This window comes from Methanobacterium alcaliphilum (assembly GCF_023227715.1).
In the GTDB taxonomy this organism is placed as follows: Archaea; Methanobacteriota; Methanobacteria; order Methanobacteriales; family Methanobacteriaceae; genus Methanobacterium_E; species Methanobacterium_E alcaliphilum.
Genome location: NZ_JALKIF010000002.1, coordinates 26,535 through 52,872, shown reverse-complemented (window position 1 = coordinate 52,872; position 26,338 = coordinate 26,535). Strand labels below are relative to the sequence as shown.

At 32.6% G+C, this 26,338-nt stretch carries 14 protein-coding genes; 8 read left to right on the top strand and 6 right to left on the bottom strand.

The genetic code is table 11. The annotated features are described in order from the left end of the window. Positions 1–4 precede the first annotated feature (4 nt). From MXE27_RS01530 to MXE27_RS01510, 5 genes are all read left to right on the top strand, one after another. Positions 5–7,855, top strand: a complete 7,851-nt coding sequence (locus MXE27_RS01530) for a non-ribosomal peptide synthetase (protein ID WP_248610636.1) — start codon at positions 5–7, stop codon at positions 7,853–7,855. A gap of 69 nt (positions 7,856–7,924) precedes the next feature. Then, on the top strand, positions 7,925–9,667 hold the full coding sequence (locus MXE27_RS01525) for an MATE family efflux transporter (RefSeq protein WP_248610635.1): 1,743 nt from the start codon (positions 7,925–7,927) through the stop codon (positions 9,665–9,667). A 32-nt stretch (positions 9,668–9,699) separates the two neighbouring features. Next, entirely contained in the window at positions 9,700–9,996 is a 297-nt protein-coding gene (locus MXE27_RS01520; protein WP_248610634.1) for an STAS domain-containing protein, read from the top strand. Between the two features lie 49 nt (positions 9,997–10,045). Continuing rightward, entirely contained in the window at positions 10,046–10,462 is a 417-nt protein-coding gene (locus MXE27_RS01515) for an ATP-binding protein (RefSeq protein WP_248610633.1), read from the top strand. 63 nt (positions 10,463–10,525) lie between these two features. Continuing rightward, a complete protein-coding gene (locus MXE27_RS01510) occupies positions 10,526–12,451 on the top strand; it encodes a SpoIIE family protein phosphatase (protein WP_248610632.1) in 1,926 nt (641 codons plus the stop codon). A gap of 199 nt (positions 12,452–12,650) precedes the next feature. On the opposite strand, the gene MXE27_RS01505 is transcribed toward MXE27_RS01510, so the two are convergent. Continuing rightward, positions 12,651–14,639 carry an FUSC family protein gene (locus MXE27_RS01505; RefSeq protein ID WP_248610631.1) on the bottom strand — a complete coding sequence of 663 codons (1,989 nt, stop codon included), beginning with the start codon at positions 14,637–14,639 and terminating at the stop codon, positions 12,651–12,653. A 221-nt stretch (positions 14,640–14,860) separates the two neighbouring features. Between MXE27_RS01505 and MXE27_RS01500 the strand changes: the two genes are divergently transcribed. After that, positions 14,861–15,664 (top strand): potassium channel family protein, encoded by an 804-nt coding sequence (locus tag MXE27_RS01500; protein WP_248610630.1) that lies wholly within the window; start codon positions 14,861–14,863, stop codon positions 15,662–15,664. A gap of 30 nt (positions 15,665–15,694) precedes the next feature. Here MXE27_RS01500 and MXE27_RS01495 read toward each other — a convergent pair whose 3' ends face one another. Next, complete coding sequence (locus MXE27_RS01495) at positions 15,695–16,945, bottom strand: putative PEP-binding protein (RefSeq protein WP_248610629.1); 1,251 nt, start codon at positions 16,943–16,945, stop codon at positions 15,695–15,697. Between the two features lie 232 nt (positions 16,946–17,177). Then, positions 17,178–19,889, bottom strand: coding sequence for an SBBP repeat-containing protein (locus MXE27_RS01490; RefSeq protein WP_248610628.1), 2,712 nt, complete (start codon positions 19,887–19,889; stop codon positions 17,178–17,180). Positions 19,890–20,591: 702 nt separating this feature from the next. Here MXE27_RS01490 and MXE27_RS01485 point away from each other — a divergent pair. Both MXE27_RS01485 and MXE27_RS01480 read left to right on the top strand, forming a co-directional pair. After that, positions 20,592–22,745 (top strand): response regulator, encoded by a 2,154-nt coding sequence (locus MXE27_RS01485; protein WP_248610627.1) that lies wholly within the window; start codon positions 20,592–20,594, stop codon positions 22,743–22,745. A 69-nt stretch (positions 22,746–22,814) separates the two neighbouring features. Then, positions 22,815–23,519 (top strand): DUF2238 domain-containing protein, encoded by a 705-nt coding sequence (locus tag MXE27_RS01480; protein ID WP_248610626.1) that lies wholly within the window; start codon positions 22,815–22,817, stop codon positions 23,517–23,519. 122 nt (positions 23,520–23,641) lie between these two features. Here the strand turns inward: MXE27_RS01480 and MXE27_RS01475 are convergent, their stop codons facing one another. The 3 genes from MXE27_RS01475 to MXE27_RS01465 form a co-directional block, all read right to left on the bottom strand. Beyond that, entirely contained in the window at positions 23,642–24,130 is a 489-nt protein-coding gene (locus MXE27_RS01475; protein ID WP_248610625.1) for a hypothetical protein, read from the bottom strand. A gap of 318 nt (positions 24,131–24,448) precedes the next feature. Next, entirely contained in the window at positions 24,449–25,027 is a 579-nt protein-coding gene (locus tag MXE27_RS01470; RefSeq protein ID WP_342765979.1) for a TetR/AcrR family transcriptional regulator, read from the bottom strand. A gap of 52 nt (positions 25,028–25,079) precedes the next feature. After that, on the bottom strand, positions 25,080–26,312 hold the full coding sequence (locus MXE27_RS01465; RefSeq protein ID WP_248610623.1) for a glycosyltransferase: 1,233 nt from the start codon (positions 26,310–26,312) through the stop codon (positions 25,080–25,082). Between the last annotated feature and the right edge of the window lie 26 nt (positions 26,313–26,338).

Below are 26,338 nucleotides of genomic sequence, written 5' to 3'. Positions count from 1 at the left end.
TACTATGGATTATTTTGATTTATCCAATGCACAAAAAAGGACAATTATAACTGAGATTAGTAAACCTGGAAACGAAGCATATATTCTATCATTTAAATTAGAATTCCCATTAAAAGATGAAAAATATGTGAAAAAAGCTCTTGATATTGCCATAGATGGCAACATCCAATTGCGAATAAAAAAAGACGAATCTATGAATTTCATGCAGTACTATGCGGATGAAAAAAGTTCATGTTCAGTTATAGATTTGTCAGAAAATAATAATAATGAAATTAATGATTTTATAGTATCTTTTTCTAAAAAACCTTTTAAAAAGATTTTTGATGTTCCACTATTTGAATTTAAACTTCTAAAAACTAAAAAAGAAATCATTGTATTGGGAAGGACCCATCACATAATAATGGATGGAACATCGGTGAATATCTTTGCTAAAGAATTGAAAAACTGTATTTTAGCCCTAAAAAAAGGAGAAACATATCAATATCCTTATAATCCTTATGAAGATTATGTTGAAAAAGAAAAAGAATATATTTCCAGTGAAAAAGCAAAAAATGATGAGGATTTCTGGCTTTCAAATCTAGAGGGATATTCTAATGATTGGTATTCATCTGAGGATTTAAATATCAATCGTAGTTATTTCTATCTGGAAGATGAGTTGAGAGAAAAATTAAAGAAATTAGCATCAGTTAATGGTGAAAAAATATCTCCATTCATATTAGCATTATCTGCAGTATCTCTCTACTTTAACAAGAGCAACTGCAGTAAAGACATGGTTTGGAATAGCGTTTACCATGGTAGGGATTTTGGGGATAATATCCCTTTTATGATGGGCATGTTTGTAAATATGATGCCTCTTCGTTTGGTTTATGATAAAAGAAGGTCTTTTAAAGAAGCATTATTATACACAAAATCTGTCCTTAAAAATGGCCTGTCCCATGGAAAATTATCTTTTAATAAGTATGGGCCGAAATTACAACAGAAAGGAATAGACCCTGCCATGTTGTCTATGTATTCCATGGTGTCCAATTCAACAGATTCTGAAGTTGAATTCTTATTTAATAATTCTAAAAGTGAATTTCCGTTCCACATACGGGTAAATCCATCATTAAAAGATAAAGACGGCTTACAACTTTTAGTCATAGAATATAATGCGGGGTGTTTCTCTGATGAGCAGATATCGATTATAGTTGAAAATATAAGGAAACTACTCTATATTCTCGCAGACAATCATGATGTAATATGCGACGATCTTGAAATCGAAACCAGCGATTTTCACAGGGCTGAAAAATACTTTAAAAAATTGTTTAAAAACACTGATGGTGCAACTGTTATTTCTCAAGATCTCAGTGGTAAAGAAGAAGATGGATTTTTCAAAAAAACATCCACTAGAATTGAAAAAACCATGATTGAAGAATTTTGCAGGAACAGCGATATAACGCCCAATAATCTATTTTTATCAGCAGTACAGTTTGCTTTAGTAAAATTTGTTTTCGCTAAAAATATTTTAATCTCCATACTTTCTAACAATAACTGCCGGGAACTGCCTTTTGCCATTAATATTGATACAGATAAAACTACTCAGGAGTATCTAAATATTATAAACGAGTTATTCCTTGAAGTTGTTGATTATGATTATTATCCTTTCAGCCATATCTTCAGTGAGAATTATATTGCGCCCGAGTTTATTTACGCCTTTGATCCATCAAACGGGGAGAATTATAATTTAAACCCAAATCAGCACAAATTAGGTTTATTTGTTGAAGATGATAAAAAAGAATTCAATATAACCACTCATTACAATGATGCGATATATTCAAAAGAGTTAATGGACACTTTCACTGAAAGTGTTAATGTTCTAATTAATAAATTAATGGAAAATCCGGGAGAACAATTAAAAAATATTTCTATCCTTGAAAACGATAAAAAAGAGGATAAATTTCTATTTACTCCTGTGGAAGAGCCATTATTAAACCGACTTTTTGAAAAAAGGGTAACTCTAAGTAGGAATGAAATAGCTTTAATTGCCGATGATGGTGAATTGACTTATGATGAACTCAACAGAAAAGCTAATCGTATTGCCAATGCCCTCATTAAAAAAGGGGTTGATTTAGAGGATAGGATCCTTTTCATACTAAAACGTGACAGTCGTCTCATTGCAGCGATGTTGGGTATTGTAAAAGCAGGATGTGCTTTTATTCCTGTTGACCCAGAATACCCTGAAGAGAGAATAATGCAAGTTATAGAAGATAGTGATGCAAAATTTATCATAACTGATAAAGAATTGCCTAATGCATTGAATGTGGATGATTTACTCCTGGAATCTAATGAAGAAAATCCTAATCCTAAAATAACACCAGAAAATCTGTGCTATCTCATATATACTTCTGGTTCAACTGGGAAACCAAAAGGGGTTATGTTAACTCATGGAGGCATAACCAATTATGTGTCACCAGACCCACAAAACATTCCTATACATGCTCTTCTAAATAGAGCACGTAAAATGATATCCATATCAACTGTATCTTTCATAGTATTCCTTCGTGAAATCCTTGCCACCATAACTAATGGCATGCCTGTTGTATTTGCTAATGAAGAACAATCAATAAATCCTATTGAACTGGTGAAACTATTTGAACAAACAGGAGCAGATGCTTTTGGTGCAACACCTACTCGATTATTGCAGTATTTAGAGATAGAAGAAATACAAAAAATAATGCCTCGATGCAAGTTTATAATTGTAGGGGGTGAAACATTCCCTCCACAACTCTATAATATGCTCTCAAAATATACTTACGCTGAAATATATAATTCCTACGGACCAACTGAAATCACAATTGCATCTCATGGAAAACTCATAACCAGTGACGATATTTCGGCAGGTGAACCTCTTCTTAATGTTACAGATAGAATTATGGACATTGATGCTAACCCATTACCTCACAATGTGGTTGGTGAATTATATGTGGCTGGTGCAGGGGTAGCAAGAGGTTACTGGAATAATGAAGAACTCACCAAAGAGCGGTTTATCAATTATAATGGTTTACGTTATTATAACACGGGAGATTTGGCAAAAAGAGATAATACCGGGGAACTTTATGTTTTAGGTAGGATGGATCGGCAGATTAAATTGAGAGGTTTAAGGATTGAACTGGGGGAAGTTGAAAACGCAATAACTGATTACAATGGAATTAGGTCTGCTTATGTGGTGGTAAAAACTGTGCATGATAGTGAGCACTTATGCGCTTATTTCACTGAAAAAAATGAGATTGATATTAATTCGTTAAGAAATAATCTTTTAGATAAATTGCCTGCTTACATGGTTCCATCATATTTCGTTAAAATGGAAAGTTTCCCTATGACTCCTAATGGGAAAACTGATTTAAGGAATCTACCTAATCCTGAAGAGACTGATTCTCTTCTTGATGAGATAATATCTCCTGAAAATGATTTAGAAAAAGATATCTTTGAAATGTGTTCAGACATTTTAGATACAACTAACTTTGGAGTCATAACTGATTTATTCCAATTGGGTCTTACTTCATTATCTGTTCTTAAATTAGTAACTAAAATTTCACAGAAATTTGATTTAAATGTTAATGTTACTAGTATAATGAGAGCTCGAAACATTCGGGAAATAGCCAAAGAAGTTTCTTCAGCATCAATTATTGAAAAAAAACATTATAAAATACAGGAATTTTATCCACTAACACAAAATCAATTAGGAGTTTATTTTGACTGTGTTAAAAACCCTGAAAAGTTAACTTATAATCTACCTAAAATAATAAGATTTAAAGATATTGACTCTGAGAAACTAAAATCTGCTTTAATGGAAGTTATTTCAAAACACCCTTATATTAAAACTAGAATGGTGATGCAAAGCGGGGAAATTTATCAACAAAGGCAGGATGACTTGAAAATATCCATTGATATAAAGCAGGGAATTGTTGATGATAGAATTATAAAAGATTTCATAAAACCTTTCTCCCTATTTGAAGGCCCATTATTCCGTTTTGAAATTTATACTTTTATGGATGAAACCGTTCTTCTATCTGATTTTCACCATATAATGGTGGATGGCACGGCTTTAAACATTCTGTTTAATGACCTTGGAAAAAGTTATGATGGAGTTTTAATCGATGAAGAAGAATATGATGGCTTTGACTTAAGTTTAGAAGAACTGGAGCTTGAAAAAAGTCAGATTTATTCTCAGGCCCAGGATTACTTTGAAGGAAAAATGGAAGATTTTGATAGCGCTACAGTCATATCTCCAGATCTCAAGGGGAAAGAAAAAGATGGTAATTTAGGCGAAATTGGAGTTTCTTTAGATAAAAATATCGTGGAAACTTTTTGTAAAACAAATTCAATTACTCCTAATAATTTATTTTTAGCTGCCACAGTATTCAATCTAACTAAGTTTGTTTATAATAAGAATATACTTATCTCCACAATTTCTAATGGTAGAAGTAATCCTAATTTCCAGAATACCATTGCCATGATGGTTAAAACTTTGCCGTTGGCTTTGAATATAGATACTAATACTTCAGCATCCGATTTCTTCGATTATGTGGAAAATATCTGGCTAGATGTGCTAAAATATGAAATTTATCCTTTCACCAGGATTTCAGATAAATATGAAATATTTCCTGAATTTTTATATGCATTCCATGGAAAGATAATTGAGGATATAACTATAAACGGCCATACATTTGAAAGGGAAAGTCTGGAATATGAAGCACTGAAATTCAAATTAAGTGTTAATATTATAGATACTGGAACCAGATTCCACTTATTAGTCCAATATAATGATGCACTCTATTCTAGAGATTTAATGGAGACTTTCATAAAAAGCTTGGAATTGGTGGTAAATAAACTAATTCAAAACCCTCGGGGCTTATTAAAAAATATATCTATTCTACTTGAAGATGAAAAAGTAAAAGAATTCCAGGTAAAACCTGTGGCTGAGCCACTGGTCAATAAGATATTTGAAAACCAAGTCCAGGTCAGTGGGGATAGGGTTGCTCTAATTTCTGAAGATGGGAATTTCACTTATAATGAACTAAATAGAAAAGCTAATCGTATTGCCAATGCACTTATCAAAAGGGGGGTGGAAATCGAAGATAGGGTTATGTTTATTTTAAAAAGAGATAGCCGTCTTATAGCCACGGTACTGGGTATTATAAAGGCAGGGTGTGCTTTTATTCCTGTGGATCCCGAATATCCTGATGACCGGGTAAATCATGTTCTGCATGATAGCAGTGCTCGTTACATTATAAGTTCTGAGGGTTTCCCAGGTGCTTTAGATGTGGATGAATTATTGATGGAAGATAATGAAGAAAACCCGAAAATACAAATATCTCCTGAAAATCTATGTTATCTCATATACACTTCTGGCTCAACTGGAAAACCAAAGGGAGTAATGTTAACACACAGTAATATCAGCAATTATCTATCTCCTGATCCTGAAAATTGTTATGCTCATGCATTTGTAAATAAAGCTCGTAAAATGTTGTCCATCACTACGGTTTCTTTTGATGTTTTTTTACATGAAACTTTCATTACTCTTATGAATGGGCGCGCACTGGTATTTGCCAATGACGATGAATCTAAAAATCCATTGGAACTTGTAAAATTATTTAAAAAGTCAGGTGCAGATTCATTCAGTGCAACACCTTCCAGGATGTTGCAATATCTAGAAATTGATGGGATTTGTGAAGCATTATCTAATTGTAAGGTGATCAGTGTTGCAGGTGAAAAATATCCACCCCAATTACACAAAAAACTTCTAGATTGCACATCGGGAGAGATATATAATGTATACGGCCCTACAGAAACTACTATTTCATGTAACACTAAACATATCACAGATATCAATAAAATCACTGTAGGTAAACCATTATTAAATGTAACCGAGAAAGTTATGGATCTGGATGGGAATCCTTTACCTTGTGGGGTTATTGGAGAATTGTATGTTGGTGGTATGGGGGTTGCCAGAGGATATTGGAATCGAGAAGAACTAAACCGAGAACAGTTCATATCCATTGACGGCATTCCTTATTATAAAACCGGGGACTTCGCTAGCAAAGAAAAAAACGGTGAATATAATATTTTTGGACGGTTAGATAATCAAATTAAGTTAAGAGGTTTAAGGATTGAAATAGGGGAAATCGAAAGTGCTATTTCTGATTATAATGGTATTAAATCAGTAACAGTGGTTGTTAAAAAGGTTCAATCCCAGGACCATTTATGTGCTTACTTTACTTATGATTGTGAAATTGATATTGATGACTTGAAAAATGAATTAAAAAAGAGACTGACTAAATACATGGTGCCCACTATTTTCATGCCTCTTGATAAATTGCCACAAACTCCTAATGGTAAAACTGATCTTAAAGCTCTCCCTGAGCCGATATTAAAAGAAAGAATATATGTTGCACCAGAAAATGATATTGAAAAATTCTTTGCTCGGGCCTTTGCTGAAATACTGGACATACCCAAGGTAGGTGTCACTGATAATTTCTTTGATTTAGGTGGAACATCTTTATTAGTAACTAAAATCACAATTGAAGCATTAAATCAGGGATATGAAATAAAATATGGTGATGTTTTTGCTCACCCATGTCCTCGTGATTTAGCCAAAGTCATAACAGAGGCTGAGGATTCTGTAAAAGAACAGGAAGCATATTCTTACGATGCTATCAATGAAATTTTAGAAAAAAATACTATTAAAAATTTTGTAAATGGGGAAATAGAAAAATTGGGCAATGTACTGTTAACTGGAGCTACTGGATTTTTAGGAATACATATTTTAAGAGAGTTTTTGGAAAATGAAACCGGATCCATTTACTGTATGTTAAGAAAAGGAAGACACACCACACCTGAAAATCGTTTGAAAACCTTATTGTTCTATTACTTCAGCGAAAATTATGAAGAATTATTTGGTTCAAGAATTCACGTTATTGAGGGAGATATCACCAGTAAAGCTGATTTTGAAAAATCAAGGGGCTTTGCTATAGACACTGTTATTAACTGCGCAGCTAATGTAAAACACTTTGCTGCAGGAACACAGATTGAAGACATTAACATTGGGGGTGTGATAAATGGTGTTGATTTCTGTAAAAAGAAAGGTTGTAAATATATCCAGGTTTCCACTACCAGTGTGGCTGGTGAAAGTGTGAATAACGTACCCTCTCTTGACACTGAATTTGATGAGAGGACTATATATGTGGGTCAATCTCTGGATAATAAATATTTAAGCAGCAAATTCAAGGCAGAAAGAGTTGTTTTAGAGGCTATTAATGAAGGATTAAATGGTAAGATTGTACGTGTTGGTAATTTGATGGCCCGACAATCTGATAGTGAATTCCAGATCAATTTTGAAACTAATGGTTTTGTAAACCGCCTTAGAGCATATGCGGCCATTGAGAGAATACCATATTCAGTATTAGGAGGTAAAGTAGAGCTCACCCCTATTGACTTAGCATCAAGGGCAATTCTACTCTTAGGCCAAACTCCCCAAGGATGCACTATTTTCCATGTATTCAACAACCACCAGATTTATATTGCAGATATTGTGGAAATGATGAGGAAGGTTGGGTTTATAATTTCTGGTGCTGAGGAAGATGAATTCGAAGAAGCTTTTGCTGCTGCCAGAGAAGATGACACCAAACAGGATGCTATTTCCGGATTGGTTACTGCAATGGGTATGGGTAAAGGTAAAGGGAGAGCTCTGGTGACAGTAGTTAATGACTACACTATTCAAATTTTATATAGATTAGGATATCAATGGCCTTTAATAAGTGATGAGTATCTTATAATGTTCATTAAATATCTTAAAGAGATGAATTTCTTTGATTGAACTATTATTTAATAATATAATTTAACCGACATAATTAAACAGGATATCTCTCTGATTCGAGGATTAACAATGTATGAAAGAAACTACAATCTAGTATCAGCCAAGTTTAAAGAATTTTTCTTACCTACTTTACTCATGTCCATGGCCATGAACATCAGCACATTCATGGACACGATTATTGTAGGCAATACTCTAGGTTCTATTAATATTTCAGCAATGGCGCTCATTGCTCCTATTATAACATTTATCAATCTTATTTATTGGATGGTGGGTTTAGGAGGTTCTGTTTTATCAGCAGTTGCCAAAGCCGATCGAAATGAAGAAAAAAGTGATATGTATTTCACAGTATCCATACTGGTACTTATTGGTGTAGGGGTGCTATTTTCAATTCTGGGACTTTTTTTCATGGATAATTTAGTGTCCACCCTTACTAGCAATCCCCAGTTAGCAGTACTTGTTGAAAGGTTTCTGGGCGTATACTTTATGGGGTCACCATTATTATTTATTTTAATGGGCATAGCTTACTTTATAAGGACTGATGGAAAACCCAGATTATCATTCTATGCTCTTTTAATAGCAAACATTGTTAATTTAATAATGGATCTGTTTTACATACTTGTTCTTGGTATGGATATACAAGGCGCTGCTTTAGCCACCATAACTGGATACACAGTAGGGACTGTATTTATTATGCAGTATTTTTTTATGAAAGATCGAACTATGCATTTAATGTCTTTAACAAAACTAAGGCTATATTCTTTATGGGATATTATAAAAACCGGTTTCCCTCCGGCTTCTTTGCAGTTATTCTTAACTATTAAATTGTTCTTTATAAATACATTTATAGGTATGGCAATTGGCAAACCGGGCTTAACTGCATTTTCTGTTTTTTATAATAGTCTCTTTATTGTTTATATGTTTTTAATTGGAACTTCCCAATCAATGTCTCCTATAGTTTCTATTTACTTTCAGGAAAAGGATTATTATGGAGTTAAATACACTATTAATACTTCCCTTAAAATAGTGCTCCTGGCAGGAGGAATATTCACTTTATTATTTTTTGCTTTCCCCGAACAATTACTTAATATATTTGGGGTTCAAGATCCTCTAGATATTGCTGTGGGTATAAATGCTATACGTATATTATCATTAAGTATTATGGGCACGGCCATTACTTTTTTAATGCTTTTTTATACTCAAGCTATCCAGCAAAAAGAATTATCTTTTTTAATATCCATAACTCAGGGCCTTCTAATCCCAGTAACCAGTGCATATTTACTTGCAGGGATTATGGGTGTTGATGGCATATGGATATCTTTCTTAATTGCCGAAGTCGGCACCATAATTATGATTTATTTAGCTGCAAAAATCATTTCCTCCCGTTCTGATGGAAAATATTCTGGTTTTTTCATGTTAGGTGATCATGATGATGCCCCTGTACTTGATGTTACAATCGGAAATTCTGTAGATGATGTTGTGGGATTATCTGAAAAATTAATCAATTTTGCAACTGAAAACGGAGTTGAAGAAAAGATTGCACTTCGTATCGGTATGACTATGGAAGAGATGGCCATAAATACCATAAATTATAATCAAAATAAAATAGAATATATTGATGTTTTATCAAAAATAGGAGATACCGAGATAACTGTGGCTTTTAAAGATTCTGGAGCTGAATTTAATCCAGCCAATTTTTCACCGGAAGAAAAAAATTCTTTTGAAAATATCGCTGTATTGCAGAAGATGGCCGATGATATAAGCTATGCCCGGGTTATAGGATTAAATAGTACTGTTATCACTATTAAAAGATGAATTATAATTAGACTGGCTTGGAGGGTTTAACTATGAACATTGATAAAATTGCAGAAGGAAATGAACTAATAATTAAATTGGAAGGAAGGCTTGATACGAACACTGCCCCTGTACTTGAAAAAGAATTAAAAGATGACCTGATAGATGTAAATTTATTGGTCTTAAATTTTAAAGACTTAAAATACATTTCCAGCGCTGGTTTAAGATTAATTCTTTCCACTCAGAAAATAATGGATAAACAAGGTTCTATGGTTATTAAAGATGCTAATGAATTTGTTATGGAAGTTTTTGAAGCAACTGGATTTATAGATATTTTAACCATGGAATAACTGTGATATTTGACTATAATCATTGCACTGAAATAAATATGGGGTTTTTATGAGTAAAATTACAGTTCCTGCAGATATAGAAAACTTGTCAAAGGTTATTAATTTTGTTGATCATAATTTAGAAACTTTAGATATTCCAATTAAAATCAAATATCAATTAGAACTTGCCATTGAAGAGGCATATGTCAATATTGCTAAATATGCTTATAAAAATGAAAAAGGCGACGCTTTAATTAAACTACAACTGAAAGAAGACCCTTTACTTATTAATATTCAGTTCATGGATTCTGGAATCCCATATAACCCCTTAGAAAAAGAAGACCCGGATATATCATTAAAAACAGCAGAAAAAACAGTCGGGGGATTGGGAATATATCTTATTAAAAAAAATGTAGATTATGTGGATTATGAATATGCTAATGGGAAGAACATATTGACCATTCAAAAAAAATTAAAGGCTGATTAAGCAGTATCATTTGCAAATTTCCATTCTACCATATATTTAAACTATAATTAAGTAGAGATTTAAATGAATAATTCAACCAGTATCCAATCCAAAGCCACTAAATTGATTATATGTAGTGTCATTGTATTCGCTACCAAGTTCATTTTTCACTATTTTTATCCTGCATTATCCATATCTGAACTAGGACCAGCCAGTGCACTACCACCTATATTCGGGTTAATGTTTGGTGCATGGGGTGCTGCCGGATCTGCATTTGGATTTTTAGCAGCGGATATTATGGCTGGCAGGCCCCCTGAAATTTACATTATAAATTTTTTTATACAGTTTTTGTATGCTTATATTCCCTACAAATTATGGTACACACTGGATATTGGAGAAATCAGTTTACCGCGATTAGATACAGTTAAACATCTATTAAAGTTTGTAATAATCATGTTTATAACTGCAACGGTCATGTCAGCATTTCTAGGATTTTTAATGGATGGATTAGGATTGTATGATCTGGTTTCTTTAACCACTGTTGTATTTGCATTCAATAACTTCGATTTTTCTATAATGTTTGGAAGCTTGATTATCATCGCTGCAAATTATTACGGTTTCGTTATGTACAAACCTAAAACCAATAAAAACCCTCTAATTCCTCCTAAGGTATTTGATGTGGTGGTGGTAGTGGCCATTATCATTGCTATTTTTAATATTATTTATTCTGGACTGGAAGAACCTACTATTTGGTCAATGATTGCAGGAACTGTAACCTATTCTTTAGCGTTCATATATCTGTTAAAGCCTATAACCAAGGAAATAAAAGAAAAATCAACTGAAATAAAAATTTCTTTAACTGAAAGGTTAATTATAATTTTCATTATCACGGGTATGCTGATTGCTTTGGTAACGGGTATTAGGGCCCTTTACACTATTTCAATACTGGGAATGGGTAAGTTACATTATTGGGAATCCATATATCTCAGTATAACTTTAGTACTTTCTATTTTCTATATATCCTCATTAGGATTTTTAGCATATATGGAAAAAAATATCACCATTCCTATTGAATCCATTTCACATATTGCAAAAAATTACATTAGTGATTCTAATGGACTAACCAATGACAATCAGATTATATCAAAATTTGACGAATACTCTGCTGATGAAAGTGAAGTAGGGATTTTAGCTCTCTCCTTTCAAAAGATGATTAAAGATTTAAAGGTTTATATTAAAAATCTGGAAAAAGTCACGGCTGAAAAAGAAAGGATAAATGCTGAGTTAAATGTTGCCCAGAAGATACAGGCCGATATGTTGCCTAAAAATTTTTCTACTTTTTCTAATAGTAATCAATTTGATATTTATGCAACGAATATACCTGCAAAGGAAGTGGGAGGGGACTTTTACGATTTTTTCATGGTTGATGATAATCATTTAGCCATTGTTATTGCTGATGTTTCAGGAAAGGGTGTGCCTGCTGCATTATTCATGGTAATTGCTAAAACATTAATTAAAAACTACACACAACTTGGAAAAACTCCTGAGGACGTATTCAACACAGTTAATAATCAATTATACGAGGGCAATGATGAGAACATGTTTGTAACTGCATGGATGGGTATTTTGGATATTGAGACCGGTAAATTCACATATATTAATGCCGGACACAACCCTCCATTGTTAAAAACTGGAATTAATGAGTATAAATGGCTCAAATCAAAGCCAGGATTTGTTTTAGCAGGTATGGAGAATATTAAATACACTCAAAATGAAATAACCATAAATTCGGGCGATAGAGTTTTCTTATATACTGATGGTATAACTGAGGCAATTAACTGTGATGATGAATTATTTGGCGAATCTCGTTTATTGAAAGTTCTAAGCAGTGAAAAAGACCAGAGCCTTAAAGAGATATTAAATTATGTTAAAAAAGAAATAGATATTTTCGTAGAAGGTAGAAAACAATTTGATGACATCACCATGTTGATTATGGAATATAAAAAATAATATTTTTCTATTAATTATGCTTTCTTTTTTTTTTAAAATGATTACAACTATTATTTTTTTTTATTTTAGGTTCGATTTTTTTATTTAAATAATGTAAAAACGTTCTGTAACATAAATTCCCAATAAACTACCCCGGGATTATAATAATACATCTAATTTTAAAAATATCTTTAGAATAAGTATGTGTTTTGTAGCTGATTTATCTTAAATTACGATACCTTTCAAAAATATCTTTAGAATACGCATGAGATATATCGTTTTTAATATAATCCAGATCTAAATTAATCCATTCTATATGCTGATGGATGGATGAATCAAATTGATTCACTTTAAAATCCTGAATTTTAAATTCCCTATAATCTGGTGATTCATTTTTTTCTATTATTTTGGCTAATTTTTCTAATTCCTCAATTATATGAATTCTTTCTTCTGAAAGATCAGGATATATTTTCTTGACTTCCATTTGGGATGCTAAAATAGATATGTCTGAAAATAAATTGTACAATGACGACGATAAATCTTCATAAAACTTAACATCATTATCTACATTTTTATAAGCGTCCTTCAATTTTTTAATGGAAGCTTCTAAATTGTTATATTCTAAAAGAAAAGCCTTTATTTTATCCAATATTTTTGAACTATCATATTCCTTTTTATTGGCTATGAAAACAGAATCCACACAATCAGCAATGGTATTAATTGTTTTAGTTGTTTGTTTGGGTAAATTAAATGTGATTCTATTGGGGAGAATTAAATATGTCATTATAAATGCGATTAATCCCCCTACTGTTAAATCAATTAATCTCGCTGTGGCATTGGCCATTAACGTTCCGGTGGGCCATATTAAAACGACAAAAATTGTAAGTGCCATAACCGAGGGCCCTATATTATTGGGATAAAATGCCCGGAATAAGAAGAGCATTAATAATCCAATAAATATGAAAACATGCTGTGGAAAAATAATCCCTAAAATTAAAGCACCAATGACTCCTAAAAAGTTGAAAAAACTTCTTAAAATTAGGTTATCTAGGGTACTACTAATGTCTGGTTTCATTATAATTAAAATACCCATAACTACCCATATAGCATCTCGAGAGTGGGTTAAATTCACAGCGATAAGGCCGATAATCATGGCCATAGTAAAACGTAGAGTATGGCGAATATACATGTTTTTTAAATTGAAACTGGAATACAATGTTTCTTTTAGAGAAGTTCTTGAAGATGAAAATTTCATTTTTTCCTTATTTTCTTTATTAATCAAGACACGGTGAGACTTCTCCAAGAGACTCTTTATTAAATTACTGATCTCTTTAATAGCTTTCAAATCACCTTTTTCAGGGTAATATATGTCCATCGCCGCTATTTTTTCATCAAGATTTTTTAAATTCTCTGGAATACTATCTGAAACTTCATTCTCTGTTATTTCATTAGCGATATTATCTGAGGTTTCTTCTGCAGAGTGTAGGAATGAATTGAAAATTTTTTGAGATTCAGATGTAATGTGATTCAGCGATCTATAACTGTATCCACGCAGTGCAGTTATGTAAACCCCAAGATTAAATAAAGAGTATAATTGGGAGTTTACTTTAATACCACTCATGACTTGTCTGGTTTTAATTATATCCCTAAATCTAGTTTCTTTTTTAAATCCCTGAGCAACCATTTTCCGAATATTATTATTCTTAAATATTATTTTAGGAATTAATAGAATAGATGCTACTAAATATGCGAAAATAATGTAAAAACCTAAATCCATAGGATTGGTGCCGGGCTCCACAGTAACCACTGCCACAAAATAAGCACTGAAAAGAAGGAAACCCAAGCTACCATAAGCATATCCAAAAATGTTCATAGAAAGAGTAAAAAAAGCCCATAACGCCGTAAAGAAAATAAAGAGAGGCATACTACTGGCACTTAAACCCACAGATACAAATACCAGACTCATCATCAAAGCACATATAATTTCCAGTTTTATTATGGTGCTTAAAGGGAGTTTTATATCTATTATCATGGCTGCTAAAAGAGTTACAAATGTTATTATTTTCAAACCCGCCCCATATCCTAAAAAATTGGCTAAAAGAGCACTAATTATCACGATTATAATGGCTCTAAAAGCAGCACCCCATTCAATTTTGCCCTGGGGTTTTGACAGAAACTTTAATCTTTCTACTATAGAAATTCTCTCCATGGAATCATCCTTATCATTTTCTTTCTATGTTAAAATTAGTTGATAGTGGCGCTTCTATAGCTTAATAGACCATTTTAAAATATTTCCATTTCATAGCATTACATAATTAAATATATTATGTGTACTAAACATTATTATAATTAATTCAAGTGTTAACATGGAAATGCTAATAAAAGATTCAAATCTTTAATTACATTAAAAATTAATATGTGGGTATTCCTATGAACAAAAATGTTAAAAATTATCTTTTAACAATTTTACAGGTATATGTAACCATTGTAATTGCTTTAATGGTGGTGGATGTCACTCTTCTTATAATTTTAACATTTACCCATTTAAAACCAATCACTGTGACTCATATTTATAATCTAGATTTAATAGTCTGTATAATGCTATTTTTTGTCGTATTGCTCACGGTCATTCCAAAAAAAGATAAGATCGGTTTTTTAAAAGACAAGTGGATTTTAATACCTGCAATTATTCCTGTTGATTTTATATTGATAGGATTATTGGGATTTCCTCTATCTGTATTCATATCCATAATCCGGCTTGTCCATATGGGGGCTATGGTGGCAAGTGTAAATAAAATAAGTTCCAGCTTTATAAAATTTTCTAAAAAAACAGGTTTAAGCTATGGTATTGTAATTTTAACCCTAGTATTCCTTTTATCCTCTGCCATGTTTTTTGTTACTGAGACTAAAGTCAACCCTGAAGTAAAATCTTATGAAGATGCAGCATGGTATACAGTTACCACTATGACCACCACAGGATACGGGGATATTGTTCCAATAACTGGGTTTGGAAGGGTTCTAGGGGTTTTAATGATGATTACGGGTGTGGCATTTACAGGGTATGCGACTGCATCAGTGGCCAGTTCACTTATTGATAAATTCAGAGCAGAACGAGAAAAAGATCGAGAAGCATTAATTGAACTTACTAAAAAAATGAATAAAGACAGAATAGATCATGCGGATGAGATAAATGGCGCACTTAAAGAAATTTTAGAAAAACTCGATAAGAAATAGTTCTACTTCCTAATAAATTAATCACCATTTCTATCTAACTAATATTTCACGTGCAGATTTAAGCCTAATTTCTTTTTCCACAACATCTATATATTGACGCATTTTTAATATTTGATCAGGGTTAGTAGAAATAGAAGGCATTCCCATATGGATTAATTTTCTTACGATAGACCTATCACATCCCGCATAACCTGCTATGCATGTTTCCAGACCTTTTTTATGGCATCTATTAATTACCATATTTACCAAACTTAAAACTGCAGGATGTTTTAAATTAAAATGTTTTGCTACTTTAACCCCTCTTCGATCAACCGCCAGAGAACACATAGTTAAATCACTCATCCCAATTGATACAAAATCAATTTTAGCATTAATATAATCTTTGATACATAGGGCAGCAGAAGGTGTTTCAATAGAAACTCCCACATCTAAATCGTGGTGTGGTTTTAAACCAATATCTTTCATTATTTTTTTAGCTGCATAATATTCAGACACATCCCGTAAAAACGGAAATTTTAAACCTAGATTTGAATATCCTCTATCTAAAAGAGTTTTCACAGCACGGAATTCTGCTTTTAATACTTCAATATCTCTTAAATCTTTATATATTGCCCTAAGCCCTAATAATGAATTTTTTTCAGTTGGTTCTATTTTTCCACCATCTAAATTTTTAAGTTCATCTGTAGGGATATCAAATGTTCTAAACCAGACTGGTTTGGGATAAAAAGCATCTAAAATTTGTTCAATTCCATTTACCAAAACATCAGATAGTAATCCTTTTTCTAAAAGGATATAAGGATGCTTCCCGGTCTCAATTACTATATTCTCTATTCTAATAGATCCCACACCATCAACATATGGGGATATACTACTGGCTATGGCGGGAATATTTAAATTAACTTTAAGATTAGTGGCTGTTTCCTGAAGTTCAAATAATTCTAATTCTTCTTCAAATTCAATGATACCCTGGTAAATATGTCCAGTGTGACCATCCACTGTTACTATCATGTCATTGTCAAGGATATTAGTTGCTTTTTCAGTTCCTACAACACAAGGTATTTTTAGTTCCCTTAAAGTAATTGCTACATGGCTGGTCAGACCACCATAATCAGTTACCACTGCACCTGCCTTTTTTATCTTAGGGAGCATATCTCGAGATATTTTAGAAGCCACTATGATTTCTCCCCCTTCTAGATCTGCAGCATCCCTGTATTTTTCTATCTTTTTCACTTTACCTGTTTTTATATAGGCACTGGCGCCGATCCCTTTAAGTAATGACATTACATTTTATTATATTTTTCATGGGAAAAGTAATGTTCTATTTACAGAATTTAAAATATCATTGCATTAATTAGTAATGCTTTAAAATAGACTAAATATGCATTGATAATTATTCCATGGTATGTGGATTTTCCAGTAATTATAGATAAATTTCACACTTAAATCCACTATGGGTGTCGTTAAATTTTTATTTTTATAAAATAAGCAAAAAAATAAAAAATAAAAAAAATAATTATTTTATTTTTTTAGAGGATAAAAATCCACCTGCTATCATTATTAGGGCTAATAATAATGTAAAAAATGGAACCCCTGTATCTTGCATCCTTATCATATCTGCAGCATTTATATGATGGGTCTTATCAGTTTCATTGGTTTTGTTGGTATTATTGTTAGGTGTAACACTTGATAATATGGTCGCACTGGATATGGTGTTATTGATTACTGGATCATAAGTCAATGCTGATACTCTTACAGTATTTGTTATTATCCCCGTTCGCTCTACAATTGATTTTATAGTTAATACAGCTGTAGTGTTGTTAGGCAAATAGTTAATAGTCCATATGCCTGTTTTAGGATCATATATTCCATAATTCGTTTGTGATGAAATATATTTCAATCCCTCAGGCAGTACCTCATTTACATGAATACCAAAAGATGTGTCTGGCCCATTATTTTGAACAAGTATGGTATAATACACTGTATCGTTTAAGCGAACTCGATTGGTGTTTACTGTTTTATTTATACTTAAATCTGCCACAGCACCCAATTTTACTATAAATACATTACCGCTTCCTTGATAACTTGTTTGGTATGCCCCTGTGGTTGTTGGGAAATCATTGGAATAAGTGTATCCTGTGATGTAGATGTTTCCTGCAGGGTCTACATTTATACTGTATCCATAATCGTCACGACTTCCACCTAAATATGTGCTATATTTCAGGTCATTCGCGCTCTGACTGTTGAGTGTTAACTTACTTATAAAAGCATCAAATGAAGATGAACCACCATTTTTAGTGGTTTGGTATGCATCTGGAGTAGTAGGATAATCTTCAGAGTAAGTGTAACCTCCAATATAGATGTTACCTTCATTATCTGAGCTTATACTCCATCCATAATCAATATTTGTTCCACCGAGGTATGTGCTGTATTTTAAATCATTTAAACCTTGATTATTGGGTGTTAATTTCACAATAATTGCATCATACATTCCTTTTAGTGTGGTTTGATATGCTCCAACTGTAGTTGGGAAATCTGTAGAATCTGTGTATCCTGTGATGTAGATGTTTCCTGCATTATCTATGGTTATGCCTTGTCCTACGTCATCTCCTGATTCGCCGAGGTATGTGCTGTATTTTAAATCAGTTATACCTTGACTATTTGGAGATATTTTTGTTATGAATACATCACTCATTCCTTTTTTGGTGGTCTGGTATGCTCCCATAGTGGTTGGAAATCCTATTTCCCATTGTGTTGTTTGGGACCATGTATACCCAGTCACATAAATATTACCTTGATTATCTATGGTTATACCATAACCACAATCCCTATTACTTCCTCCGAGGTATGTACTGTATTTTAAATCATTTAGTCCCTGGTTGTTGGGTGTTAATTTAACTACAAATACATCTAGGTATCCTGCATTGGATGTTTGGTATGCGCTAAGCGTAGTTGGGAAATCTGTAGAATCTGTGTATCCTGTGATGTATACATTTCCTGCATTATCTATGGCCAGGCCATATGCTGTTTCATCACCACTCCCACCGATGTATGTGCTGTATTTTAGGTCGTTGGTTCCCTGGTTGTTAGGTGTTAGTTTTACTAGGAATGCATCACCGGCTCCACCCCAAGTTTTTTGGAATGCTCCGGTGGTTGTTGGGAAATCATCTGATGATGTAGCTCCGGTTATGTATATGTTTCCAGCATTGTCCACAGCTATGCTATATCCAAAATCATAATTTGATCCTCCGATGTATGTGCTGTATTTTAGGTCGTTGGTTCCTTGGTTGTTAGGTGTTAGTTTTACTATAAATACATCGTAAGTTCCTTTCAAATTATTTTGATATGTTCCCGCAGTGGTTGGGAAACTACTCGAATCGGTGTATCCTACTACATATATATTCCCCGCATTGTCTGTGGTTATACTGTATCCGCAATTATCTCTATTTTGCCCTATGTAAGTGCTGTATTGTAGTGTTGGGTCGATAGTAAGAGGTTTTTTAGTATTGTAAGTTCCTAATTGAAAACTGTAAATATCTCCAACTATTTTATAATCTACTGAAACAGCATCATCTTCCTGAAAAGCTATGGGTTTTGTAAATTGAATATTCCCTATTATGGTTTTCATATTCAAAGAACCATCTGAGTTTATTTCTAATTGATCCGCACCGGATAATTGTATTTGGATATGGTCCGGATTTGCCCCTGGCTGAATAATGAATATTTTTTCAATATTGCATCCATTGGCCCTTAAAAACAATTCTATTCCAGGATATAACTCTCCTAAAGAGATGATACTCCATGTATTTAATCCAGTTTGCCATTTACTGGAATCAACACCTTGGTAATAATCAACCTTAGAACTTCCAGATTCATAACCGATTGGTTTAAAAGTAATTACATCACCCTCTTTATTCAGGAATTGCTCTTTAATAACTACAGTAGTGTTATTATCTCCTTTTATGCTGTGAGTAATGCTTTCATTGGTTACATAGACGGTTCCATAGAAAGTATCTGCGTAATATTTAACTTTAGTATCGCTTTGTCCTTGATTTTCAATAAAAGGAATATTAGCATTATTTATCTGAGTATTCAGTGATGTAACATTATTATTGTTGTCTGTTTTATTCAGGACGTCATCTTTACTTGGTATTTCTTCAGCTGAGACAATACTCATGGAAAGTGTTATGATAAAAATAAATAGTAGTGGTATTAAATGTTTATTCAACTTTTTTCACCCCCTTTACAATTAATAAATTAAGTGATGGATATTTTAATTATTCACTTGTAATGTTTTATATGCTATTTTAAGTAATATATCTTTGGGGATTTTTAGAAAAATTATTAATAATACTTTAAATATCCTTGATTAATGGGGAATCTCTATTGTCCATAAAAAAATAGTTTTTACAAGTTAAAATATTAAAAAAATATCTAAAAAGTAGTTCTTTAACTTTTAAGATATAATAACTCATTAAATAAAAAAATAAACATACTTTTTTGTAATTATTCTTTAAAATAATGTTTTCGTGTGGTTTTATTATTTCATTAGTAGTAAACACTTTGTGTATGTGTATTTCCATGCAATCTCATTCTTTATTTTGCAACTTCTAAAAATTCTTGAGGAGTTTCACATTCTCAAAAGTATTTTTAACATCTGGGGAGTTAATCAGGAGCATTTTAATTTCTATGGCGATTTTTTTTACAATCACAATCATTTTTTACGCATTCATCTCCCCTATTTCATTCATATCACTTATTTATGCTTTTAAAAAATTTTATTCATTTTGCTAATGAAATGCGCTTTTTAGTGATTTCTAATTTTCTTACAACACATATTCCATATATGGCTTTGGGGGTTTATATCAGTATCAAATGGCAAATTTATTATAATATTTAAACTAAAGATATTGAAAACTAGAGGGTTCGAATGGGTAAAATAAGTTTATTAATAGTTGAAGATGAATTCATTGCGGCTGCAGATCTCCAGGGACGACTGAGAAAATTAGGATATGATGTACTGGATATTGTATTTTCTGGAGAAGATGCAATCCAATATGCTGCAGAGCTACGCCCTGATCTTGTTTTAATGGATATTGTGCTCCCGGGTAATATAGACGGTGTAAAAGCTGCTGAAAAAATAGGTTCATTGGATATTCCTGTTGTTTTTTTAACTGCTTACAGTGACTCAGCTACTATTGAAAAAGCTAAAAAGAGCAAACCATATGGTTATATAGTTAAACCTTGTGATGATTCAGTTTTAAAGGTTACCATTGAAACAGCCATTAAAAAGCACGATGCTGATCGAAAAAGCATGGATGATGTTCGAAAATTAGTGGTAAGTGAACCTCACGAAACACATTACCATGAAATGGAATCTAATTTAATTCCTCGAGTTATGATAGTAGAAGATGAATTTATCATGGCGGTGGATTTATCAGATAAGTTAGAATCATTAGGTTATAAAATTGTTGCCATTGAGGTTTCAGGTGAAGACGCCATACAGACAGCATTGGAATTACATCCAGATGTGGTGTTAATGGACATTATACTACAGGGGGAACTAAATGGAATTGAAGCTGCTAGAGAGATTAATGAGATAGATATTCCTGTGATATTTTTAACAGCCCATAGTGATCCGGCTACTCTGGAAAAGGCTTTAGAAACAGCACCTTATGGCTACCTTTTAAAACCCTTTGAAGATTATAAAGTTAACAGTGCCATTCAAACAGCTCTGGAAAAGAAAAAATCAGAACAAGAAAGATATGCAAGACTTGAAAAAACTATTTCCACTAAAGAAGAAGAATTGAAAATGGAAAAAGAAGGGGTTTTCTTTGTTTGTGCTTTTATTTTCTTATTGGTGGTCTATGGATTTGTGTATAATACCATGACCTGGCTTATGTATCTTCTGTTTATACCTGCATCTTACAATATTTTTCTTATAGCTGTTAGTCTGAATAAAAAAGAAGAACCAGTACAATTTGAAAGGCCACCTTTAGTTAGCATTATAGTCCCAGCTCACAATGAAGAATTTACCATTGAAAAATGCGTCCATACCATGGCAAAAATGGATTATTATCTTGAAAACCAGCGTAATTATGAATTAATCGTAGTTAATGATGGTTCGACTGATAGAACTGGTGAAATATTAAAAAATTTAAAAAGAGAATACGAATTTTTAAGGATTGTTACCAGAAAACCACCCCGTGCAGGTAAAGGTAAAGGTTATGTTTTAAATGAAGGAGTTAGGGTTTCTCGAGGGGATGTAATAGCCGTATTTGATGCGGATGCCCGCGTTAATTCTGATTTTCTTAAATTGGCTGTTCCTTATCTAAATGAAGATAAGGTGGCAGGGGTCCAATCCAGAGTCCGTATGTACAATAAGGATAGAAACCTTTTAACTTCAATGCAAGAAGTTGAATTCGCTATTTTTGGTAATGGTGTTCTTACATCAAGAGATATTATGGGAAAAAATGGTTACCTTGGGGGTAATGGTCAGTTAACCACAAGAAAAGCATTAGAAACAATTGGGGGATGGGATGGTTTTGCAGTAACTGAAGACCTTAATTTAAGTATAAAGTTAATGATTCAAGGCTATAAAATCAGATATTGTGGTGAAGCAGTTGTTTATCAGGAGGCAGTTCCTCACTGGAAACCGTTTTTTAGACAGAGGGTCCGCTGGGCAACTGGGAATTTAGAAACCCTTTTTGTTTATTTAGCACCTATAATTGATGCTCATATTCCATTATACAAAAAAATTGACTCTATTCAGTATCTTTTCTTCCTTTTATTCACGGCATTTGTCATGTTGGGTTATATGGTATTTATTTTAAATTTAAGCATGATATATACATTCAATATGGAAGCCCCCTTATCCATCGCACTTTTATCCACTGCAGCTTTTTTCCCAGGCGCTTTTTTAGGAGTATATCGAGACAAAGAGGGCGTTTTAAGGTCCATCATTAAAACTATTGAATATTGGGCGTACTGCTTTTACTTAATACCCTTATTTTTCGCTGCATTCTTGCATATGATAACTAGAAAAGATCGTAAATGGGCTAAAACTCATCACACTGGTTCTTAATATGTGAACAAGATTATTGTGATAAAATAAGATTTATAATTTTTGATATTGATAAAAAGGAGGAATCATATGAGTTTTTTAAATCCGGATACTGGAGAAACCAGTTCCATGAAGAGAAATTTAATTATATGTATGAGATTATTCCTGCTTCTGGCAGGTATTTTTATTTTAATATTTGGTGGCGCAAATGGTGCTGAAAGAATATTTGGTTTATTTATTTTAATCGCTCTTGCTATTATTCACGTACCTTCATTTTTTACAGCAAATAAAATCCATGCCATACCTATCGAGATAGAGATTTTACTGTTATTAATGGTTTTATTTGAGTTGGTGGGTGGTGATGCATTGGGTCTTTATGTTAAATTACCTCATTATGATAATTTTATGCATTTCATGCTGCCCCTCTACATAGCTCTTATAGGCATGATGCTGGTTTATACTGCTTACTTCTTTGGAAGGCTTAAAGCCAGCCTATCTGTAATAGCAGGTATAATAGTTTTACTCACCATTGGATTAGGTGGAGTATTGGAAATGGGAGAGTACACTTACGATAAATATTTATCTAAAGGTCCTTTAGGAGATATAACTGGCAATACTCAGATGCAGGGCTCACCTACTCAAGATCCATTAGATGATACTATGAATGACCTGTTTACTGATACTGCTGGAGCAATAGTTGGTGCTTTAATAGGAGTTTTACTTATTAAAAGGGCTGAAAGAAAAGGAGGGCACTGGAAAGTTGCAGATGGAATAGAAAAAATGGGCAAAACCTGATTTTTAAAAATAAAATTCATTTTTTTTATAGATATTTGGGGTATAGAAAAGAGTTTAATTTGATTATAAAGAATAAAAGAGCTTTAATTTTCTATATTTTTACTTTTAAAAAAATTGAGGGCTCAACTTTGAGCTCCCTCTCCAGAAAATATGGATTTCCCAAAATAAGCAAGTAATATGCCCATAGGTATGAGAATAATATAAACAAAATTAAACTTCATGGTAAGGAAAACTCCATTCATCAATATTAATAAGATCCCTACAAAAATGATAAAAATACCTAAACCTTTTTCAGGTTGCTCTAGAGTAGGGGTCTGATAAGGAGTACTCATGCTAGGTACGTATTCTTCTTCCTCGTAATAATGATCAATTTTTGGTTCTTCTTCTCCATAGTAGTAGTCAGGTTCTTCTTCGCCTAGTTCTTCATAAGGTTCAGCATAATTTTCCCCTTCACTATTATTATCCGGATCTTCTAGACTATTATCATATTCACTTAATTGATTAACATAAATTAATTCGTTACCGCATTCACATGTATGAAATTCCATGTATTCTTTAACGGAATTAATTTCATAGTAGTGTTCGCATTTATTGCAGATAAGATATGGCATTTTTACACCTATTAAGTATTATATACAGACTATATTGTACATGAATATAATTTTTTCTATTTAATCTCTTAATTTTCTTACATTCAATCTGTTTTTAGGGAGCAATCTATCTAAAAATAATATATAAAAAACAATCTTTTTCAGCGGGTCATAATCTTGTCTGAACACATATATAATCTGTTACATTCATTTGTAAATGGATACGAAAATAAATTATTTATCTAAATGTCAAAATATTAGCAGAATTCTGAGATTTCTGAACTTGAAATTTTAATAAATTTTTTATCATTTATCCATTCACTTTTTCTATAAATTTTATTAAAGGACCTTTTTACTGAATGCATTGCTAATGGCACCACTCTCTGCCCCTAAAATTCTTTCCATGAACTCAAAAATTACCATAAATCTCATTTTAATTTCATCTGAATCATTATCAGTATCTATTCCCTGTAAAACCATGCTTACAATCCCATTAAATGCTTTAGCGGCGTCTTCAGGGTATGGGGTAGTGAAAATCTTTTCTTCAACACCTTCTTTAAATATATGGGCCAGTGGCCCCACAGTTTCAAAAGGAATTTTTTGTTCGAATTTACGTTGCATACTAATATTCTTTTCAGTAGTTACTTGCTGCATAATACCAATCGTATCATTCCTAAATGATAACGAAAACTCGAAAATCTTTACCAATTTTTCCAAAGCATTTAGATTTTCATCTTTAGAAATTGTTTCCATACTCTCAACGATGATACTAATATATTTATCTGTTATTTCATCTAAAACCGCCTCTTTAGATTTAAAATAATAATAAAATGTTCCCTGAGCTACTTCTGCTTGTTTAACAATGTCTGAGACCATGGTATCTTCATAACCCCTTTCGAGAAATAATTGTTCAGATATATCAATAAGTTCTCGGCGTCTTACTTCGGGACTCTTGGTAACACGAATATAATCATTCCTCCTTATGGTGATTATTATGACGATAATTTTCCATTTTGTATATTATGGATTCTATTGCAATTACTGCACTCTTCAAACCATTTTCTTCACGTATTTTAAGACCTAATTTCTTGGAATTTGCCTTAAGGAGTGGATTATTCAGAGCTTCTGTGATGGCGGTAGACAATTTTTCCGGGGTAAAATCATTTCTAGGTATAGGTTTTGTTGCAACACCAAGAGAATGAATACGTTCAGCCCAGACAAACTGGTCAATCATATGTGGTACTGGAATAGATGGTACCCCGGCTTTTAAAACTTCAGCAGTTGTACCCAAACCGCAGTGATGAACGATACATGAACAATAACTAAACAACCAGTCGAAGGGAATTTCTTGTATTAGATATATATGATTCGGAATTTTACCTGCGTATTCTTCAGTATTTAGGATTATTGCCCTGGAGTCTGATTGATGGACTCCTTCAAAAAGAATATTCAAAAACGAAATATTATCTTCTTCACTCCAACCTGCCGACCCAAAGCTTATGAATACTGGTTTTTCGCCGTTTTCTATAAACCTCTGAAGATCTTCTGGCGGGGAATAATTTGAAGGGGTCTCCCAATACCAGTAACCAGAGATTACATTCTTGGATGTCCAGTTGTCACCAGGTAAGACTACATGGGGACTCATAGGTAAAAGTATTAATTGAGGATTGTTTGATTTTTTGGATGGTGGAGCACCTATTTCTTTCCGAAATTTTTTATATTTTTTCCCCATCAGGAAATATAGAGTTATTTTTTCAAGGATTAATTTCAGGTTTAATCTTATATTTTTTGAGAATTTCTTTTCTGCCATGTTTGGATCTATTACCACACTGATAAATGGTTTATTTGTCTTATCGGCTTCAGCTAAACCAAAACTCCCATATCCTATTACTAAATCATAAAGAGGGCAGAGTTTCTGTAAATTTTTGGTTTGTTCTTTGACTCCTTGAAAATAAAACTTAGTTCCAAGTTTTGCTGCTTCCATGGTGCTTTTTGCTTTCATTATCTTTTTTAACTCAGTTACTCCATCTTCAGGGTTTCCTCCAAGAGAATAACAATTAATACCATATGATTCACCTAATTTTTGAAATTTACTGTTTACAGCAACAGTTACTTCATGCCCCTCTTTTTTTAGCGCCATTGCCAATGCAAAAAAGATCTGCACGTCACCTCTAACTCCCATAACGGGTAACAATATTTTCATCTTAAACACCGATTTTTGAATAATCT

Excerpts from the sequence above, each read along its gene's own strand:
- MXE27_RS01530 (WP_248610636.1), top strand. The coding sequence starts at position 5 with ATGGATTATTTTGATTTATCCAATGCACAAAAAAGGACAATTATAACT.
- MXE27_RS01525 (WP_248610635.1), top strand. The coding sequence starts at position 7,925 with ATGTATGAAAGAAACTACAATCTAGTATCAGCCAAGTTTAAAGAATTT.
- MXE27_RS01520 (WP_248610634.1), top strand. The coding sequence starts at position 9,700 with ATGAACATTGATAAAATTGCAGAAGGAAATGAACTAATAATTAAATTG.
- MXE27_RS01515 (WP_248610633.1), top strand. The coding sequence starts at position 10,046 with ATGAGTAAAATTACAGTTCCTGCAGATATAGAAAACTTGTCAAAGGTT.
- MXE27_RS01510 (WP_248610632.1), top strand. The coding sequence starts at position 10,526 with ATGAATAATTCAACCAGTATCCAATCCAAAGCCACTAAATTGATTATA.
- MXE27_RS01505 (WP_248610631.1), bottom strand. The coding sequence starts at position 14,639 with ATGGAGAGAATTTCTATAGTAGAAAGATTAAAGTTTCTGTCAAAACCC.
- MXE27_RS01500 (WP_248610630.1), top strand. The coding sequence starts at position 14,861 with ATGAACAAAAATGTTAAAAATTATCTTTTAACAATTTTACAGGTATAT.
- MXE27_RS01495 (WP_248610629.1), bottom strand. The coding sequence starts at position 16,945 with ATGTCATTACTTAAAGGGATCGGCGCCAGTGCCTATATAAAAACAGGT.
- MXE27_RS01485 (WP_248610627.1), top strand. The coding sequence starts at position 20,592 with ATGGGTAAAATAAGTTTATTAATAGTTGAAGATGAATTCATTGCGGCT.
- MXE27_RS01480 (WP_248610626.1), top strand. The coding sequence starts at position 22,815 with ATGAGTTTTTTAAATCCGGATACTGGAGAAACCAGTTCCATGAAGAGA.
- MXE27_RS01475 (WP_248610625.1), bottom strand. The coding sequence starts at position 24,130 with ATGCCATATCTTATCTGCAATAAATGCGAACACTACTATGAAATTAAT.
- MXE27_RS01465 (WP_248610623.1), bottom strand. The coding sequence starts at position 26,312 with ATGAAAATATTGTTACCCGTTATGGGAGTTAGAGGTGACGTGCAGATC.